Source organism: Acidobacteriota bacterium, from assembly GCA_016716905.1.
GTDB lineage: Bacteria > Acidobacteriota > Vicinamibacteria > Vicinamibacterales > SCN-69-37 > SYFT01.
On sequence record JADJUS010000022.1, the window covers coordinates 787611 to 806281 of the forward strand.

General features: G+C 64.3%; 22 protein-coding genes, 1 tRNA gene and 1 pseudogene. 4 read left to right on the top strand and 20 right to left on the bottom strand.

Translation table 11 applies throughout. The features are described 5' to 3' along the window. Positions 1-203: 203 nt before the first annotated feature. Positions 204-1700 (bottom strand): glycosyltransferase family 39 protein, encoded by a 1497-nt coding sequence (locus IPL75_19445; GenBank protein MBK9242372.1) that lies wholly within the window; start codon positions 1698-1700, stop codon positions 204-206. Positions 1701-1911: 211 nt separating this feature from the next. Between IPL75_19445 and IPL75_19450 the strand changes: the two genes are divergently transcribed. After that, positions 1912-2610, top strand: coding sequence for a DUF72 domain-containing protein (locus IPL75_19450; protein MBK9242373.1), 699 nt, complete (start codon positions 1912-1914; stop codon positions 2608-2610). Next, entirely contained in the window at positions 2573-2869 is a 297-nt protein-coding gene (locus tag IPL75_19455) for a DUF72 domain-containing protein (protein MBK9242374.1), read from the top strand. Before IPL75_19450 ends, IPL75_19455 begins: the two co-directional genes overlap by 38 nt. On the opposite strand, the gene IPL75_19460 is transcribed toward IPL75_19455, so the two are convergent. The 19 genes and pseudogenes from IPL75_19460 to IPL75_19550 all read right to left on the bottom strand — a co-directional run bounded on the left by IPL75_19460 (position 2847) and on the right by IPL75_19550 (position 17267). Continuing rightward, positions 2847-3467, bottom strand: coding sequence for a peptidylprolyl isomerase (locus IPL75_19460; GenBank protein MBK9242375.1), 621 nt, complete (start codon positions 3465-3467; stop codon positions 2847-2849). The genes IPL75_19455 and IPL75_19460 overlap by 23 nt on opposite strands. After that, entirely contained in the window at positions 3464-4075 is a 612-nt protein-coding gene (locus IPL75_19465; protein MBK9242376.1) for an endonuclease III, read from the bottom strand. Before IPL75_19465 ends, IPL75_19460 begins: the two co-directional genes overlap by 4 nt. 349 nt (positions 4076-4424) lie before the next feature. Beyond that, entirely contained in the window at positions 4425-4697 is a 273-nt protein-coding gene (locus IPL75_19470; GenBank protein MBK9242377.1) for a EutN/CcmL family microcompartment protein, read from the bottom strand. 7 nt (positions 4698-4704) lie between these two features. After that, positions 4705-4971 (bottom strand): EutN/CcmL family microcompartment protein, encoded by a 267-nt coding sequence (locus tag IPL75_19475; GenBank protein ID MBK9242378.1) that lies wholly within the window; start codon positions 4969-4971, stop codon positions 4705-4707. Positions 4972-4973: 2 nt separating this feature from the next. Beyond that, positions 4974-5277: pseudogene (locus IPL75_19480) on the bottom strand (EutN/CcmL family microcompartment protein). Between the two features lie 8 nt (positions 5278-5285). Continuing rightward, on the bottom strand, positions 5286-5570 hold the full coding sequence (gene eutM / locus IPL75_19485; GenBank protein MBK9242379.1) for an ethanolamine utilization microcompartment protein EutM: 285 nt from the start codon (positions 5568-5570) through the stop codon (positions 5286-5288). A 26-nt stretch (positions 5571-5596) separates the two neighbouring features. Beyond that, a complete protein-coding gene (locus tag IPL75_19490; GenBank protein ID MBK9242380.1) occupies positions 5597-6469 on the bottom strand; it encodes a class II aldolase/adducin family protein in 873 nt (290 codons plus the stop codon). An 8-nt stretch (positions 6470-6477) separates the two neighbouring features. Continuing rightward, a complete protein-coding gene (locus IPL75_19495; GenBank protein MBK9242381.1) occupies positions 6478-6765 on the bottom strand; it encodes a hypothetical protein in 288 nt (95 codons plus the stop codon). Next, positions 6766-7365: a tetratricopeptide repeat protein gene (locus IPL75_19500; protein MBK9242382.1), complete on the bottom strand. Its 600-nt coding sequence runs from the start codon at positions 7363-7365 to the stop codon at positions 6766-6768. It lies immediately after the preceding gene. A 309-nt stretch (positions 7366-7674) separates the two neighbouring features. Beyond that, a complete protein-coding gene (locus tag IPL75_19505) occupies positions 7675-8415 on the bottom strand; it encodes a pyridoxine 5'-phosphate synthase (protein ID MBK9242383.1) in 741 nt (246 codons plus the stop codon). After that, positions 8412-9746: a phosphoglucosamine mutase gene (gene glmM, locus IPL75_19510; GenBank protein ID MBK9242384.1), complete on the bottom strand. Its 1335-nt coding sequence runs from the start codon at positions 9744-9746 to the stop codon at positions 8412-8414. Before glmM ends, IPL75_19505 begins: the two co-directional genes overlap by 4 nt. A gap of 5 nt (positions 9747-9751) precedes the next feature. Beyond that, on the bottom strand, positions 9752-10399 hold the full coding sequence (locus IPL75_19515) for a YbbR-like domain-containing protein (protein ID MBK9242385.1): 648 nt from the start codon (positions 10397-10399) through the stop codon (positions 9752-9754). Then, positions 10399-11229, bottom strand: a complete 831-nt coding sequence (locus IPL75_19520) for a TIGR00159 family protein (protein ID MBK9242386.1) — start codon at positions 11227-11229, stop codon at positions 10399-10401. Before IPL75_19520 ends, IPL75_19515 begins: the two co-directional genes overlap by 1 nt. 33 nt (positions 11230-11262) lie before the next feature. Further along, positions 11263-12189, bottom strand: a complete 927-nt coding sequence (folP, locus tag IPL75_19525; protein MBK9242387.1) for a dihydropteroate synthase — start codon at positions 12187-12189, stop codon at positions 11263-11265. Next, on the bottom strand, positions 12113-14041 hold the full coding sequence (gene ftsH / locus IPL75_19530; GenBank protein ID MBK9242388.1) for an ATP-dependent zinc metalloprotease FtsH: 1929 nt from the start codon (positions 14039-14041) through the stop codon (positions 12113-12115). The genes folP and ftsH overlap by 77 nt, the downstream gene beginning before the upstream one ends. Next, positions 14038-15408 (bottom strand): tRNA lysidine(34) synthetase TilS, encoded by a 1371-nt coding sequence (tilS, locus tag IPL75_19535; protein ID MBK9242389.1) that lies wholly within the window; start codon positions 15406-15408, stop codon positions 14038-14040. Before tilS ends, ftsH begins: the two co-directional genes overlap by 4 nt. 44 nt (positions 15409-15452) lie before the next feature. Continuing rightward, a tRNA-Met gene (locus tag IPL75_19540) sits at positions 15453-15529 on the bottom strand. Between the two features lie 121 nt (positions 15530-15650). Next, positions 15651-16784, bottom strand: a complete 1134-nt coding sequence (gene queA / locus IPL75_19545; protein ID MBK9242390.1) for a tRNA preQ1(34) S-adenosylmethionine ribosyltransferase-isomerase QueA — start codon at positions 16782-16784, stop codon at positions 15651-15653. Positions 16785-16802: 18 nt separating this feature from the next. After that, complete coding sequence (locus IPL75_19550; GenBank protein MBK9242391.1) at positions 16803-17267, bottom strand: hypothetical protein; 465 nt, start codon at positions 17265-17267, stop codon at positions 16803-16805. 84 nt (positions 17268-17351) lie between these two features. Here IPL75_19550 and IPL75_19555 point away from each other — a divergent pair, with 84 nt between their 5' ends. Further along, a complete protein-coding gene (locus IPL75_19555; GenBank protein ID MBK9242392.1) occupies positions 17352-18128 on the top strand; it encodes a PRC-barrel domain-containing protein in 777 nt (258 codons plus the stop codon). Positions 18129-18172: 44 nt separating this feature from the next. After that, on the top strand, positions 18173-18670 hold the full coding sequence (locus IPL75_19560; protein MBK9242393.1) for a sigma-70 family RNA polymerase sigma factor: 498 nt from the start codon (positions 18173-18175) through the stop codon (positions 18668-18670). Position 18671 lies beyond the last annotated feature (1 nt).

Sequence of the window (18671 nt, forward strand, 5' to 3'; positions counted from 1 at the left end):
GCACACACGGCCGTCAACAATTGAAGGGGTACGGCCAAATCGGCACCTGCTCCAACTTGAGACCAATCGTCTATCGTGATGGGGCCCCCTCCGCAGCACCTGTTCAGGGCGACTGTTCTGGCGAAGTATACCCGCGCCGTGTGAGCGCACCATGCCCGAACGTCCCCCACTGAGCCAATTCCTCGTCCCGAGCGGAGCTCCCGTTACTGTCGAGCAGCTTTTCGCTGAAACAAGTAGGCCCGATCCTCGGGTTCATGGTATTCGCGCGAATCGATCAGTTCGTAGGTCGCCGGCACCTGCTCGACCAATCTTCTGGTTTCTGTCGGGCTGAGGTCCTCGCCGAGTATCCACACACGATTCTGTTGCGAAAATTCACTGGCGATTGCTGTCGCAGAACTCTCGCTCTCGGTGTCACCCACGCTGATGAAGTGAGCCGCATCAACGCCGCGGAGATAGTACTCAAACAGAGGATATTGCCAGCCCTTGATGACAAGAACTCGATCCCCCCTGAGCAATTTGGGCTTGAGGTCGGAAATCATTTCCCGGACGTGACTGATGTGAAAGCTGGGCGACCCCAGGAACTGGGGTATGAAACTCATCACCGTCACCAGCGCAGCCGGAAGCATCAGCGGTATGGTGTCTTGAAGCTTCCTCAGGCCCAGGGCAGCGAGGAGCAAGAGGGCCGGGAACGACCCAGACATGTAACGGTCGTAGAAGACATTCTGATCGATGGCGAGAGAGGCCAGGATGCCGAATACCAGGGACGACACGCACCATGCCACAGTGAGCCCGATGCGCCAATCCATCGCAAATGCCGCAGTAAGTCGGTCGAGAGAGCCGGTTGCCGATTTGCGGACGCTTGGGGCACGGTTGATCGGTTTGATGGATGAAACCGCCAACAGACTCAACAGGACCAGAGCGACAAGTGCCGCCGTGCCGCCTGCCATCTGCACCAAATGCGTTTCCACAAACGCTGTCGACAAACTTGGAATCCAGAACCCGTTGTGGCTCATCTCACTTGCCTTGCTGAGCAATTTGATGACCCATGGCGAAAAAGCCACGACCGCGGCCCCTTGCGCCAACAGCCAGTGTTTAATCGGTACGCGAGGCCATTCCCTTCTCGACAGCAGCGCCAGAAAGACAAACGCATTGACCCCGGCAAAGATGAAACTTCCGTACACATGGGTATAGAGCAACAACGCCCCGGCGAGTCCGTTCAGGGCCAACCGTCTGCCCGATGGCGTACGCGTCGCATGAATGGTCGTGAGCACGAAGCCCATCGCGGTGCACGACAGCAAGGCATACATTCTTGCTTCCTGCGAATACCAGATCAGAAAGCCCGAAAACGTGGCCATCAAGGCCGCCAGGAAACCCGTGGTCCGATCCCAAAGCAACGTGCCCAGTTGATAGGTCAACCACACCGCCAATGTGCCCAGGAGGGCAGACGGCACGCGCAAAGCCGTCTCAGAGTCACCCAGAACGCGGACACTGAAATTCAGAATGATGTGGAAGAGCGGCGGATGGACGTCTGCGGAAACCGCCCTCCACGTGTGAAGAAGGGACCCGTTGGCTTGGAACCAGGACCAGGACTCGTCTCCCCAAAGCCCCCTGTCGTCCAGGCCGTAAAAACGCAGCAATGCCGCAACGGCGATGAGCAACAGCAAGATGACGGACTGAGAATTCAGCTTGTCTTTCACCACAATTTCCCTGTGCCATTCATGCCCAATGGCGAGAATCCAAGAGACCTGATGCAGGCGGCGTCAGTGCACTCTATTCGATCGGCCGGGTGGTTGCGGCAGAAGGCCCGACTGAGCCAGGCCCACTGAGACCCATGACATTTTGCAGCAGGTCCCGAAGCCAAAGCAGCATTCGTCACTGTGTGCGTGCTCCTGATGGCATCATGGCTGAAGGATGAGCATCCGCGTCGGCACCTCCGGCTGGAACTACCCCACGGGCAACGGCACGTGGAATGGGGTGTTCTATCCTGCGCGGCGGCCGCGCGGGTTTGATGAATTGCGCTACTACGCCGAGCATTTCGACATCGTTGAAGTGAACTCGACCTTCTACCGGATGCCGGATCCGGGATTGGTCGGCAAGTGGATCGGCCGCACGCCTGCGGATTTCCAGTTCGCGATCAAGTTGTTTCAGAAGTTCACGCACCCGGACATGTATCTGGCGCGGGCTGGGGTGAAGGATTGGAGCCTTTCGCTAGGCGACGTGGACGCGTTCCGCGCGGGCGTCGCGCCGCTGGTGGATGCGGGGCGGATGGCGGCGATGCTCGTGCAGTTCCCTCGAGCTTCCACGCCGACGAGCCGATGCGCGATTACCTGTCGTGGGTGCTCGAAGCGTTCGCCGGCTACCCCATCGCCGTGGAACTGCGCCATCGCCCTGGTTCGCACCCGGCGCCGAAACCTCGCGCGTCTCGCCTCCGGCCGCGCGGGGTTGGTGATGGCGGACAGCCCGGACAGGGCAGAGAGGGTGTTTGGGACAGGTCTCGACGCAGCTTCACCGTCGAGACCGTCCCCAAACCGCGATTTCTGTGGAAAACACACCCGTCCCCCTCTATGTCCGGATGCACGGACGGAACGCCGACGCGTGGTGGAACCATGAAAAGGCGGAGGACAGGTACAACTATCTGTATTCGCCGGCGGAGTTGCAGCCGTTCGCGGCAGCGGCCACTGAGGCGGCCCAGGCGGGCCGGAAGGTGATGGCCTTCATGAACAATCACTTTTCGGCCAAGGCCGTGGCGAACGCGGCCGTGCTCAAGTCCCAGCTCGGCCAGACCGTGCCCGGTCTTTATGAACGTGAAATGGTGAACCGGTACCCCGACCTTGAAGGGATCGTCACTACTTCGGGGCTGCCTCTTTGATCGTCGCCTGCTTGAGGACGTCGGCGAACTTCAGCGTATCGACCACAGGCATGCCCACGCGCACCCGCCCGATGATCGTGTACTTGCCGTTCAACGATGGGCTGGCTTCTTTCATGATGTAGAACTGGCTGCCTGCAAGCTGAGGATTGCCGGTGTGCGCGAGGCCCACGATGCCCCGTACGTGGATCAACTTTTTGGAGATCTCGGCCACGCCGATCGTCGAGGTCGGGGCGCTGCGCCCCCACCAATCCTTCCTCGTGACATCCCGCGATGCCGAATCCCCCACCTGCACGAGGCCACGCTCCGCGCGATGGAACCTGAGTCCGCGATAGAAGTTTTTTTCAACCAGGGCCACGATAAAGTCCACGCTCTTCGGGGCATCTCCACGCAGCAACTCAATCTCGATCACGCCCCTCACGGTGTCGAGCACCAGCGTGGGATTTCCGGCCGCCTGGCTCGCAGGCACGGGCGCAGGCCCGACCGCGGGCGCCGGCAGAGCAAGCACCAGCGCACTCCCCGCCACCACCACGGAGGCCATTATCAAGAGCAGTTGGCGGCCTTGAGGTTCAGGCCGCCCGACGAAAGACCCTCGTTTCATGCGCGACTCTCCCGTGTCACACCCTTGCGGGGACACAACGCCGACACCACACACGCGCGGCACCGTGGATACACCGGCTTGCACACATTCTGGCCCCACGTGACCAGATACAAATTTACATCGGGCCACCACTTGCGCGGCACCACCCGATACAACGCCTGCTCGGTCTGATCGGGCGTGCGCGTCTTCACCCAGCCCAGGCGATTCGAGATGCGATGGACGTGGGTATCCACGCAAATGTTGTCCTGGCTCGCATGCGACAGAATCAGCACGAGATTCGCGGTCTTCCGGCCCACACCGGCCAGCGTCAGCAACTCTTCCATGGTGCGCGGCACCACACCGCCGAAGTCATCCAGGATCTGCCGGCACGCCTGCTTCACATGACGCGCCTTGGTCCGATAAAAACTGACGGGATAAATCAGCCGCTCGATTCGCGCCACCGTCAGCACCGCCATCGTCTTTGGCGTGTGCGCCACCTTGAAGAGCCTGGCCGACGCCCCGGCGGTCACAGCGTCCTTCGTCTGCGCCGAAAGCAATGTGGCGATGAGCACCCGAAACGGATCGTCGTGCGTCTCTTCAGCGATCTTCTCAACGGCCGGTTCCTCCATCGACCGGATCGCTTTGCCGATAGCCTTGAGCACCGGTACAACGTTCGAACGTGTCAACCCCGTCTCCACCAGTTCCCAAGTTCCTCAGTTCCCAATTTCCCCAGTTTCCCAGTTCCCCAGTTCCTAGTGCCCATGCGACTTGCAGTAGCCACAGTGATCGCACTTCACGGCGGGCTCAATCAGGCAATCTTCCGTAACGTTGACGAGCCCGGCGCATACGGCGCGGCTGGAGAGAAGGTCAGTGGAGCATGCCGACGGACGGCGCCACGGCCTGGCACTGGCGCAGGCGGTGCATGACCCAGATGCCGGGCCACAGCCGTGCGCACGAGGGACCGGAGTTCAGCTTCGTTCATGCCTCTACCGTCAGAGTATCCACAATGCCGATGATCGCCGCGTCCACAGGCGCCGCCTTGCGCCGCAGGGCATCACCGGCGGCTTTGCCCTCAATCACGATCAGCACCGTCTCACCCACTCCGGCGCCCACCGAATCAATGGTCAGCACCGCCGTCCCCTTCGGCGCGCCTTCGAGCGTGAGCGGCTGCACGAACAGCAGCTTCGCGCCCTCAATCTTGTGGTGTTTTCTGGTCGCCACCAGCGTCCCGATCACGCGCCCGATCTGCATGGCCGGCCTATTCCACGTCCCAGGAATCGACGATGCCCACGACACAGGCGTCGGCGGGCGGTTCGCCGGGAAAGAACGGAAAGGTGGCTTCACGTCCGCGAACAAAAAACACGTGCTCGCCCACGCCGGCGCCCATGGCGTCAAGCGCGACTACCGCGCGACCCACGGGCTTGCGATCGGGCGAGATGGGTTGAAGCATGAGCAGTGTGTGTCCGCCCAGGTTCGGGTCTTTCACCGTGGCCACCACGTTGCCGATCACTCTCGCGAGCTGCACGACTACTTCTTTGCTGGGGGTGGGGGCGCGCTGGGCACGCCGGGCGTATCCACGTGATCGACGATGCCGATGATGGCCGCGTCGATGGGAGAGTCTTTGAACCCTTGCGCCATCCGCGCGGAGCTGCCGGAGACGATGAGTACCGTCTCGCCCACGCCGGCGTCCACGGTATCGACCGCGACCAGGTAGTTGCCGTCAGGGTTCCCAGACGCGTCGAGCGGCCGCGCCACCAGCAACTTGCTGGCCACGAGCCGCTCGTCTTTTGCGGGTCGCGACGACCGTGCCGACGACCTTGGCGAGAATCATCCCGCCGCCTACTTCGCCGCTTTGCCGATCGGCAGCACGTCCTCGAGGTTCGCGTGTGGACGCGGAATGACGTGCACCGACACCAGTTCACCCACACGGCGTGCCGCTGCCGCGCCGGCGTCAGTGGCGGCCTTGACCGCCGCGACGTCGCCGCGGACGATCGCCGTGACGTAACCCGCGCCGATCTTTTCCCATCCGACCAGTGTCACTTTGGCGGCCTTGACCATCGCGTCGGCCGCTTCGATCATCGCGACCAACCCCTTTGTCTCGACCATTCCGAGTGCCTCACCCATGGAACCTCCATCTGCTCAAGTCGGACTCACGCCATCGTGCGGGCCGTGAGGTGTCGAACGGCGCCCTCGATCAGCGTCGTCAACTCGCCGTATGTTAACTGAATCTCCCCGGTATTACCTACGGTGACTCGCCCGCCGGCCACCGATGTGTCCAGGACGAGCTGTTCGCCGGGCGCGGACGGCGCCTGTAGGACCTGGCATCCCGGGTCGTCGCCTGGGGGCGGATCCGTGCAGACGGGCGCCGGTGAGGCGATGCCATACATGCCGCGCAGCGCCTGAAGGCGGTCCACTTCCTCGCGCGAGAGCAGGTGCTCGCGGCCGAGCAGGCGCGCCACCAGGCTGATGCGCGCGAAGTGCTCGATGGTCTCCATCTTGTAATACGCGGCAAACAGGTCTTTGCCCAGGGCCAGCGCGCCATGGTTGGCCAGCAGGAGCGCGTCGTGGGAGCGGACGTACGGCTCCACCGAGGCGGACAGTTCTGGCGTGGACGGTGTGCCGTATTCGGCGATGGGAATGCTGCCGAGCGTGGTGACGACCTCGGCCAGCACGGCGCGGTCGAGGGGAATGCCGGCGACGGCGAAGCCCGTGGCGAGCGGCGGATGGGCGTGCACCACGGCGTGGACGTCCGGCCGATGTCGATAGGCCGTCAGGTGCATCAGGATTTCGGAAGACGCCTTGCGTCCGGGTTCCCCGGCGAGCAACCGGCCGTCCATGTCGGTGACCACCATCATCTCGGGGGTCATGAACCCCTTCGACACGCTGGTGGGCGTCATGAGCAAGCGGCCGCCAGGCAGGCGGACGCTGATATTGCCGTCGTTGGAGGCGACGAAGCCGCGCGTCCACAACCTGCGGCCGACCTCTACGATGTCCAGACGCAGCTGATCTTCGTGCGTGGCCATGGTGCGCGTCAGCCCGCTTTGCGAGTCGACCAGGCGTTGCGGCAGTTTTCAGAACAGAAGTAGATCGCTGAATCGCCCGATCCTTCACGAAGGGCTCGACCAACGGGCACGTAGGTGCCGCAGTTGGGATCACGCACCAGATGTCCGCCTTCGCGCGTGGCCGGCGTGGTGGATCGCCGCGATTGTCCGGATGCGGGTGATGAATACCCCCGGACGATGCCGGCGAAGAACCGCATGACCAGCCGGACAAGGATGAGGATCGCAATGATCCGGATGATCCAGCCGATCAGGGCCATCTACAGGCCTGCGCCGCCTCGTCCTGCTGGCGCGGCCGGCGCGCCCGGCGTCACGGGGTGCGCGCCACTCACGGCGGCGAGCGCTTCCTTCGCGCGCGCGGCTTCCGGGCTGTTCGGGGCAATCGACACCAGGTGCTCCCACGACTTCGTGGCGCCTTCAAGATCCTGTTTGCCGAAGGCGCGCACGATGCCCTGGTTGAGCAACGTCTTGGTGTGCGCGGGGTCCACCGACAGCGAGTGATCAAATTGCGCGAGGGCCCGATCGATCTGATTCGATGAGTAGTAGCTCACCCCCAGGTCGGTGCTGGCATCCACGTTCTTCGGGTCGATCTTGAGCGCGGCCTCGTACCAGGAGATGGCCATGTCGAAACGCTCGGCATCAAAGTAGAGGTTGCCGAGGTCCACACGGATCGCGGCGTTGGCCGGCGCGGCATTGGCCTGCCGTTCAAGGTCGGCGGCGCGCTGCACATCCAGGGTCGGCGGCGGCGTGGCCGGCATCTGTGCGGCGGGCGCGCCATTGGCGGCTGCCACTGCGGCGGCGGGCGCGGGGCCGGCACCCTGCTGTGTGCCAATAATCCACCCCACGAGGAGGCCGAACATCGTGCCCGAAATTGCAAAAACCAGAGACTCGCGGTTCATTTGATCACCTGTCCGATTTTAACGGGTTTCCACCATGAAGCTCCATGAAGATCCATGAAGAAATACGTGTGGTTGTCAGAAGGCGCGGGGTTGGGTGCCCGGCTCCGCCGGGCTGCGCGAAGGGAGAAGCGTCACGAATGAACGCACCGGTCGTTTCCTGCGGTGTGTTCATTTGTGACGCTTCTCCCTTCGTGCATGCCGCCAAAGGCGGCACCCAACCCTGCGCACTTCATGGATCTTCATGTCCTCCATGGTGATCCTTCTTGAAATCTACCTGTCGCTAACGGCGGCCAGGTAGTCGCGCACGGCGCGGTCGAGGCCGACGTACAACGCGTGTGCGATGAGGGCGTGGCCGATTGACACTTCGTCGAGGTGCGGAAGTTCGCGGAACAACACGAGATTGGCCAGGTCGAGGTCGTGGCCCGCGTTCACCCCAAGGCCGAGTGTGTGCGCCAGCGTAGACGCGGCGGCATACGTTTCAAAACTCGACTGGCCGTCGGCGCGGCTGCGCGCGAACGCCTTCGCAAAAGGCTCGGTGTACAGCTCCACGCGATCGGCCCCGAGCCGCTTGGCCCAACGAATCGGCGCTTCTTCGGGGTCCACAAACACGCTCACGCGAATGCCTTCGGCGTGCAGCCGCGCGATGACCGCCAGCAGGCGCTCGGGCGACGTGGACGCCGACCACCCGGCCTGGCTCGTGACTTCACCCGGCACCACCGGTACCAACGTGCACTGCTGCGGGCGCGCGGCCACCACCAGATCCACGAAGTCCGCCGTGGGGTCACCCTCGATGTTGAACTCCACTTCGGGGGCCGTCTCGCGCAGGTGCGCCGCCACCTGCATCACGTCACGGCGCGTGATGTGGCGTTCATCGGCGCGCGGATGCACCGTGATGCCTGGCGCGCCGGCCTTCACGCAGGCGGCCACCGCCTCGCAGACATTCGGCACGTCGCCGCCACGCGCGTTGCGCAGCGTCGCTACCTTGTTCACATTGACGCTTAAACGTGTCATGCCAGCGTGGTCCTCACCGCATCGGCGATCTCTTCGGCCATCGCCTGAACCGAGGCCTGATCCTGGCCTTCAATCATGATGCGCAGCAAAGGCTCCGTCCCTGAATACCGCACCAGCAGACGGCCAGAGTCCCCCAGTGCCGCGCGCACGCGCGCCATGGCGTCAGCCACCGCGGGCACCGACTCCAGGTCCACGCGCTCGCGCACGCGGACGTTCATCAGCGTCTGGGGACACAACACCAGCTCGGCCGCCAGATCCGACAGTTCACGACCGGTCTCCACCATCACGCGCATGATGGCAAGCGCGGTCGCCATGCCGTCACCGGTAAACAGATGCTCGGCCAGAATGACGTGGCCCGACTGCTCGCCGCCCACCACGTACCCGCCGCGGAGCATTTCCTCCATCACGTACTTGTCGCCCACAGGCGTTCTCAGCATGGTGATGCCCCGGGTCCGCAACGCGATCTCGAGGCCGAGATTGCTCATCACCGTGGCCACCACGGTGTTCGCCGTCAGGCGGCCTTGCCGCTGATAGTGCGCGCCCAGGATCAAGAGCAGCGCGTCGCCGTCAACAATGTGGCCGCGATGGTCCACGAGAATCGCGCGGTCGCCGTCTCCATCAAACGCCACACCAAGGCGGCACCCGTGCGCCACCACCTCGGCGGCCAATCGCGCTGGATGCGTGGACCCACACGCCAGATTGATGTTGCAGCCGTCAGGGGCGTCACCCACCGTCACCAGCACGCATCCAAGCGACTCGAACAATCGCTTTGCCGTGGTGGTGGTGGCGCCGTTGGCGCAATCGATCGCCATGCGCATGCCGCGCAGTCCGTCACCTGCCGGTGCCAGCTCAGCGGTGTGTGCCAGATACGGCGCGATCAGATCCGCAGCCTCGATGCGGGCCTCACCCGACGCGGGGACAGTCCACGACGTATCGGCCACAATGGCCTCGATCGCCCGTTCCACGTCCTCGCCGAATTTTTCGCCCCGGCCCGAAAACACCTTGATGCCGTTGTCCTGAAACGGATTGTGCGAGGCCGAAATCACCACGCCCAGGTCCACGTCGCCTGTCCGCGCGAGGTACGCCACGCCCGGCGTCGGAATCACTCCCGCGGACAAAACGGCGGCGCCCTGCGACACCGCGCCCCGCGCCAGCTCCCGCTCGATCCACTCGCCTGATTCGCGGGTATCGCGACCGACCAACAGGCGGGCCGGCCGGTCGAGACCAAGCGACCGCACCACCGCGCCACCAATACGTGCCACGGTGGGCGGATCGAGCGGCCACACCCCGGCGACGCCACGAATGCCATCGGTACCAAACAGCCGGCGCACTGACACTACGGTCTCTTCTTTCGAATCTCGACGGTGACCCGAGCGGTGCGCGGATCGCGCAGGCGCAGCGCCGAGTTCACCACGCCAATGCTCACCGTCCGCGACACACTCGCGCTGGCGCCATCAACCATCACGGTCTCGGTGATCGCATTGCGCAGCACTTTCAACTGGCTCTCAGGTCCGACCACATCGACATGGGTGGGCTCAACCGTAACCTTGCCCACCTCATACCCATTCGCGGGATCACCTTCCACGATGGCCTCTACCGGAACCCCGCGTGTCCCTGTGGTCTCAAGCGTCAACATGACGGTGGAAGGAAACACCTGCGTCACTTCCACGCCAAACGGCGTTGCCACCTGGTCGGTCCGCAAGTGGAACAGGCGTGATCCCGGTCGTCCATCCGCCAGATCGATATACACCGTCACGTCTGCCTGATCGCCGGTGAGCTGGCCGGCGCGTCCTCGAAGGTGCACCTCAACCGAATCCGGGGCATCCGGCAGGATTTCGAGTGTGTCAGGCACATTGCGAAACAACAGGGGCACGCGCACACTGCGCTCCACCAGGTGCTCGCTCCCGACAGTGAGCCACAACAACGTGCCCAGGCCAACCGCCACGAACTTCAGACCAAGGTTGCGGAACGGATGCCACGCCATCACGCCACCGGCCCTTTCCCCATCGCCTCTGCCATGCCCGATCCAAGCCGGTTGCCTCGTCTATGCAGCACCAGTTCGTTGAGACGGATGCGCAAGCGCTCGGGCGTCAACGCCCGCTCGATCTGGCCGTCGTAGGCAAGCGAAATTTCGCCGCGTTCCTCCGAGATCACGACGGCGATCGCGTCTGATTCTTCGGTCACTCCGATAGCCGCGCGATGCCGCGTTCCAAGATCGCGGTCGAACTTCGAGCTGACCGTGAGCGGCAGAAAACACGCGGCCGCGGCCACGCGATCTTCCGTGATGATGAGCGCGCCATCGTGCATCGGCGCGCCCGGCTGGAACACCGTGGTGATCAGGTCGTAGCTGACGGCCGCATCCAGCGGAATCCCGCTCTCCACATAGTTGCGCAAGCCAATCTCACGCTCGAGCACAATCAGAGCGCCGGTTTTGTGCTGCGCCAGCAGGCCCGCCGCCGTCATCACTTCCTCAATCGTCTCGTCCGCCTGTTTTGATCCCGCGAAGTACCGGAAAAACGGCGATCGCCCCAGGTGCGACAACGCACGCCGAATGTCTGACTGGAACAACACAATGGCCGCAAAGCCGGCATACACAAAGACGTTGCGGATGAGCCAGTTCACGGTCTGCAGCGGGAACCGCCGCGAGACATAAAACAGAATCAGGACAAACGCCGATCCCAACGCCATCTGCGCGGCTCGCGTACCGCGAATGAGCTTCAGGCTCTCGTAGATCAGGATCGAGACAACCAGGATGTCCACGACATCCCACCAGTTCACCGTGGGCCGCTGCAGGAGGGCAAGAAGCTGGTCCATGGGCTGGTTCAGAGAGTATCAGACGCGGCGAGGCTACCGCGCGCCGGCGCGAACGAGGGCGTCGGTCACCCGCGCCACATCCACCATGGCCGCCACGTCGTGCACGCGCACGATGTGCGCGCCCAGCCAGATTGATGCGGCCACTGCAGCCGCGGTGCCCCACACGCGCCCCTCGGGCGGGCGCTCTCCAATCGCAGACTTCAGGAACGACTTGCGCGACGGCCCCGACACGATAGGGCAGCCGAGGTCAGTCAGCGCGGGCAGGCCCGCCAACATGGCCATCGTGTGCTCGGGCTGCTTCGCGAAACCAAAGCCCGGGTCAATCAGCAGTTGGCTCCTTCGCACACCGGCAGCGACCGCCACGTTGACCCGATCCTCGAGCTCGGCGCGAACCTCGGCCACCACGTCGGCATACTGCGCTTGCTGGTACATCGCGGCCGACCGCCCTCGATTGTGCATGAGAATGGCCGCGACGCCGGTGTCTGCCACCACACCCGCCAACGCGGGGTCGTACAAAAACGCGCTGATGTCGTTGACGATGGTGGCGCCTGCATCGATGGCGCGCCTCGCAATCTCGGCTTTGTAGGTGTCGATGGAGATGGGGACTGCGGTGCGGCCGCGCAGCCCTTTGAGCACGGGCCCGACGCGGCGCCATTCCTCTTCGACGTCCAGCGGTTCGGCTCCCGGACGTGTGGACTCTCCGCCGATGTCGAGCAGGTCGGCGCCCTCGTCAACCAGGCGCAGCGCATCGGTGACGGCGACCGCGGGGTTACCCCGCAGGCCGCCGTCCGAAAACGAGTCGGGTGTGACGTTGATGATGGCCATGACGAGCGTGCGCTCGCCGAGCCTGAGGATGTGCCCGCCTGGCAGCGGCAGGTCGAAGTTACGCCTGGGCAATCGGCTTGGGAATCGGCGGCACGATCGGCGGACGGTCAGAAGACTGTTCCGAGCGTGTTGCATCACCAGCGGGCACGGGCGGCGTCGGCCTGGCTTCATCCAGATCGATCCCCTTGGCCAGGCGAATCACCTGGTCGGCGTCGAGCACTTCGCGGGCCAGCAGTTCGTCCGCGATCTTGAGCAAGGCCGACTTGTTCTCGGTGAGTATCGTTCGCGCGCGGTCGTAATTGGTGAGCACGAAACGCGTCACTTCCGAGTCAATGCGGTTCGCCGTTTCCTGGCTGTACTCCTGCGGCCGGGAAATCTCGCGGCCCAGGAACACCTGCTCTTCGCGTTTGCCGAACGTGAGCGGGCCCATCTCATCGCTCATGCCCCACTCGCACACCATCCGGCGCGACAATTCGGTGGCGCGTTCCAGGTCGTTGCCGGCCCCGGTAGTCAGGCCGCCGTTGGTGATTTCCTCCGCGATGCGGCCGCCCATCAGGATGGCCATCTGGTCCATCAGGTAATCACGCGAGTAGTTGTGCTTCTCGTCGGTCGGCAACTGCATCGTCAGGCCAAGCGCCATGCCACGAGGAATGATGGTGACCTTGTGGATGGGGTCGGCGTGCGGCAGCAGCACGGCCAGCAGCGCGTGGCCGGCTTCGTGCACGGCCGTGATGCGCTTCTCTTCTTCGGTGATGATCATCGAGCGCCGCTCGGCGCCCATCATCACTTTGTCTTTGGCGTGCTCGAAGTCGTTCATCCGAACGACCTTCTGGTTGTAGCGCGCCGCGTTGAGGGCCGCTTCGTTCACCAGGTTGGCCAGGTCGGCGCCACAGAACCCCGCCGTGCCACGCGCGATCACGTTGATGTCCACGTCGTCGGACAGCGGGATCTTCTTGGTGTGCACCTGGAGGATGCCTTCACGGCCCTTCACGTCGGGGCGGCTCACCACGATGCGGCGGTCGAAACGACCGGGACGCAAGAGCGCGGGATCGAGCACGTCGGGACGGTTGGTGGCGGCGATGAGGATGACGCCTTCGTTGGACTCGAAGCCGTCCATTTCCACCAGCAACTGGTTGAGTGTCTGTTCGCGTTCGTCGTGACCGCCGCCAAGGCCGGCGCCGCGGTGACGGCCCACGGCATCAATTTCGTCGATGAACACGATGCACGGCGCGTTCTTTTTGCCCTGTTCAAACAGGTCGCGCACGCGCGACGCGCCGACGCCGACGAACATCTCGACAAAGTCGGAACCGCTGATCGAGAAGAACGGCACGTTGGCCTCGCCGGCCACCGCGCGCGCCATCAGCGTTTTGCCCGTGCCAGGCGACCCCATGAGGAGCACACCCTTCGGGATGCGGCCGCCGAGCTTCTGGAACTTCTGTGGCTCGCGCAGGAACTCGATGATCTCCTGCAGCTCTTCCTTGGCCTCATCGGCCCCGGCCACTTCCTTGAACGTGACTTTCTTCTGGGTGGACGATGAGAGTTTCGCGCGGCTCTTGCCGAACGACATGGCCTTGTTGCCGCCACTCTGCATCTGCCGGGTCATGAAGACCCAGAAGCCGACCATCAAAAGAATCGGGGCCCACAGGAACAGGAAGTTGGCCCAGGTGTTTCCGGTTTCCTTCTTGCCCACGAGCTCGACGTTCAACTTCTTGACGTCGTCGTAGAAGTTCGGGAACCCTTCGGGCAGATACGAGCGCACGATTTTGCCGGGCGTGTCGTCGGCCAGCGGAAATCCGCGAAGTTCGGTGCCACTCGGGCTGCCCGTCGCTTCAATCTTGCTGAACTGATTCTTGCTGAGGCGGTCCATGAACTCTGTGGTGCTGATGGTTGTCTCGCTCTGCCCGAAGTTGGCAGTGACCTGCCACACGAGCACCGCGAGCACAAACATGCTCGTCCAAAAGAGAAACCCTCTCATCGTCGAATTCATGTGCGTTCCAGCTTTCTGAACCTCAAGGTTACCATGTCAACTGCATTGAGTCCGGCATTGGGTAGCCCCACCGCCGAGCGGCCTGGCATCCACAAAATCTGACCGTCTGCCGCCACTACGAGCGGCACACGGTCCCGTTCCGAGCGCGGGATCTTCGCATCCACCATAAGATCCTGCACCTTCCGAGCGCCCCCACTTAGTGCGACGCGATCCCCGGGGCGTCGGTTCCGCACGGTGAGCGGAAAAGCGGCCAGCGGCACTACCACTGAATACGCCTGGTCGCCGCCTTGCGATGCACCAGGCGCGGGAAACGCCGCTGTTTCGGCTAAGACCCGGAAGCCGGCTTCGGAAACAGCCACTTCTTCATCCGCGGCCAGCACGTAGGCGAAGGGAGGCACGGTGACCGCGGAGCCGACCCGCACCCTCAAGATGTTAGACACCCGCTCGACCCGGACGGCCGGCAAATCGAGCGAGCCGCCCCCGGCACTTCGGGCCGCCAGCCGCCGCACCGCCTCAAAATGGTCGGCGCGCCACGGCGCGCGGGGCACCAGCCGCTCCAGGACGTGCCGCAACACGCGCCGCGCGATGGCCGGCGGAAGTGCCACCAGCCGGTCCCGTTCCAGGTCCGCGCCGTGCGCGTCTACTTGTAAGACGACAGCGGGGACGGCTTCGATAGCGAGCGCCTGCAGCGCCTGCTCGTCGTCTTCGGCGAGCGCCGCGGCGCGGGCAAGCGCGGCCACTCCGCCTGGGGCCATCTGTTCGATCACAGGAAGCAGGTCGTGGCGTACACGGTTGCGGGCGATCGAGCGGTCCGCATTTGAGGAGTCCTCGCAACAGCTCTCGCCACGCGCCTCGAGCCACGCTCGCACATCGCGGCGACGACACGCCAGAAGCGGACGAACATACAGGCCACGTTCCGCTCGAATGCCTGAGAGCCCGCGGCTTCCGGTGCCGCGAAGCAGGCGCAGGAGCACCGTTTCGGCCTGATCGTCCGCCGTGTGGGCAGTCACGACGCGCGTGGCGCCCAGGCGAGCGGCGGCTGCAGCGAAGGCACGATACCGGCACGCGCGGGCGGCCGCTTCGGGTGACCGAGCGGCGCGCGGGACAATAGGTGCATCCACCACATCGATCGGCACACCAAGCCGGTCGGCCAACGCACGGCAGAAGGCCTCATCGCGGTCCGACTCCGCGCCGCGCAGATGGTGATTCACGTGGATGAGACCCGCAAGCGTGGAGTGGTGCGGCGGCTGGCCAGAGTGCGCGCGCAGCCACAGCGCCATGGCCACCGAATCGGCGCCACCCGACACGGCCGCGGCCACGCGGTGGCCCGACAACGATCGAAGCGAGGCGCGGTCAATCGTGGACATGATTTCCGCCCGCCCCGCGAGGCGGGACGGGTCAAAAAGAAAGTTGGTGCCGGTGCAGGGACTTGAACCCCGGACCCTGCGGATATGAGCCGCATGCTCTAACCAACTGAGCTACACCGGCGAAGACTTTCGATCATACCTCAGCCCTCCTGGTCCAGGCCAGATCGCCGGGTCTGAAGACCCGGCCTCCGAACGCCCGGAAATCTCCTCGGGGCCGGGTCTTCAGACCCGGCATGTCCGCTCTAGACGATCAGCATCGCGTCGCCATAGCTGTAGAAGGCAAAGTCGCGGGCCACGGCGTCGCGATACGCGGCCAGAAGGAGGTCTCGGCCCGTGAACGCGGCCACAAGCATCAGCAGGGACGACTGTGGGAGGTGGAAATTGGTCAGGAGGGCGTCGATGGCCCGGAACTCATACCCGGGCGTAATGACCAATTCAGTCCGGCCCGATCCGGCGGTGACAGCGCCGGTCTCGCGAGCCGCAGACTCCAGCGCCCGTGTGGTGGTGGTGCCGACGGCCACAAGTCGCCCGCCGGCCGCCCTGGCCCGGGTGATCGCCTCCGCTGTTGCCGCGGTCACTTCATACCGCTCGGCGTCCACCCGGTGATCGGCCGTGTCTTCCACCGTGACGGGCTTGAACGTGCCGTAGCCGACATGGAGCGTGACTGTCGTCTTGCTGACGCCTGCGTCCTGCAAAGCCGCGATGAGGCCCTCATCGAAGTGCAGCCCAGCCGTAGGTGCGGCAATCGACCCGGGCTCGCGAGAGAACATCGTCTGGTACCGCGCGCGGTCGTCGTCGGTATCCGGGCGGCGGATGTAGGGCGGCAACGGGATGTGGCCGAGCCGGTCGATGGCGTCGGCGACGGATGCGCCCTCGGCGACGAGGCGCACGCGCCTGCGGCCGGTATCATCGATCGCTTCGATTGTGCCGGTCAGAGAGACGCCGGGAGCGCGGGCGGGGTCGGTGAAGTCGATCCGCGCGCCGACCAGCAATTTCGGGCCGGGTTTGACGAGGGCGGACCAAACTTCGAAAACGACCCCTCCGAAAACGACCTCAGAGGTCGTTTCGTGGGCATTGGCGCCGAAACGACCTCTGAGGTCGTTTTCGCCGAGGTCGTTTTCGCGCTCCAGCAGCAAACATTCGGCCCGGCCGCCGCCCGGCACACGGCGGCCCAGCAGCCGCGCGGGAAACACGCGCGAGTCGTTGGCCACCAGCAAGTCACCGGCCTTCAACCACCGCGGCAGATCGGCAACGCGGGACTCATGCCACGTGCCGGCCGCTCGATCGACCACAAGCAGCCGCGACTCACCACGCGCGCGCGGGTGCTGCGCGATCAGGCGTTCGGGGAGATCAAAATCAAAGTCGCTGACGCGCACACCGTATGGTGGCACGTCTCACGGGTGCACCACAGTGATCGAGAACACCACTGGGCCCACCTGACCCGTCAGGCCCGACACCTGGATGCAGTACGTGCCTGCGGCCAGACTTCCGCTCAGGTGCGGTCCTGCCCCAGGTGTCGCGGCCACGTACGCATTGGCTCCAACGATGCAGACGCCTCCCGCTGTCACCGTCCCAGCCCCGACACCCAGCGGCACCGTCGGCTGCACCGAGCCGTCGGGAAGGGTCTGCGCTGCCGACGTCAGCGTCACGGTCACCTGCCCGCCGCCCTGCCCCACGGAATACGTTTTGATTGTGTTCTGCAACACGCCGGTCACCGGCGCGGCGACAGTGCCGGTCAACACCTCGGTGATCAGGGCTTCCGGCGGGACTGTCGGTTGATACAGCGTCACCGACTGATTGCAGCCGGTTGTGGCGAGGGCCACGCCGGCCAGGGCGAAAGCGAGGTGCCTGATTCGCATACGAGATTCTACGCCCGCCGGCCCTCCCGCCCGGGAGTGCTCAACAGGACAGCCGTGAAATGCGCGGCATGGCACAGTCGGAACATGCTACGAGCAGTCAAAGATCTCAAAGGCTACGCCCTCCTCGCCACCGACGGCCCCATTGGTCATGTGGTGGACGTGCTGGTTGACGACCGTCATTGGGCCGTCCGATATCTGGTGGTGGATACGGGCACCTGGTTGTCGGGCCGGAGGGTCCTGATCTCCCCCATGTCGCTGGGCCGCCCGGATTGGGCTCTGCAGCAACTCCCCGTGTCGCTGACGAAGGATCGGGTGGAACACAGCCCGGATGTGGATACGCAGAAGCCGGTGTCCCGCCAGCACGAAGAGGAACAACTGAGCTACTACGGGTATCCCGTGTATTGGGAAGGCACCGGCCTGTGGGGAACGGGTGCCTATCCGGGGATGCTGGCGGGCACCTCGGCCCTGGCCAGCCAGTCAGGCGCTTCAACAGCCACCGCCGAGCAGGACCCGCACCTGCGGAGTTGCGACGCCCTTGTCGGATATCAAATTCTCGCCACCGATGGCGACCTCGGCCACGTCGAGAACTTCCTCCTGGACGATGAGTCGTGGGCCATACGGTATTTCGTGGTCAACACGAGCAACTGGTGGGGTGGACATCATGTGCTCATCGCACCCCAGTGGGTGGAACGCGTGAGCTGGCCGGACTCGACGGTGACCCTGGATCTGAGCCGGGAAGCCATCAAGAACGCGCCGCCCTACGACGAAGCCAAGTTGTTCGAGCGCCAACACGAATTCGCGATGTACGAACACTACGGCCGGCCGAAGTACTGGGCGGACGAGCCGGAAGACCAGCAGTAAAAATAAAGCGTGGGTTTCAGCCCGTTTGGCGCGTCAATAGACGTGTGCTGGCTGAAGAGGACGTGCTTCGCGTCTACCGTGAGACCATCCGGCCGCTGTACGCCTACGTATCGCGCCGAGTGGGTGGCGATCGCAGCCTGGCCGAAGACCTGGTGCAGGAAACATGGATGCGGGCGCTCGACAGCTGGCCCGCCAGTGGACTGCCTGACGATCCGATGGCGTGGCTGGTCCGCGTCGCCCATAACACCCTGGTCAGCCACTTCCGTCGCCGGCGGCCCGTGTCCATTGATCCCGCGCTGATCGAAATTGAGGACGAGCGGTTCTCGCCCGCTGCCCCGGATTCAGCGGCGGTGATTGGCTGGGGCCTGGCCCAGTTGCGGCGCGGACACGCGGATGTCCTTGAAGCGTTTTACTTCGACGGCAAGTCCGTGCGCGAAATCGCCACAGCGCACTCGACGTCCGAGCGCGCGATCGAAGGCCGGCTTCGACGTGCCCGGGCCAAACTGAAAACACACCTCGACCGGATCCTGCGGAGGGACTGAC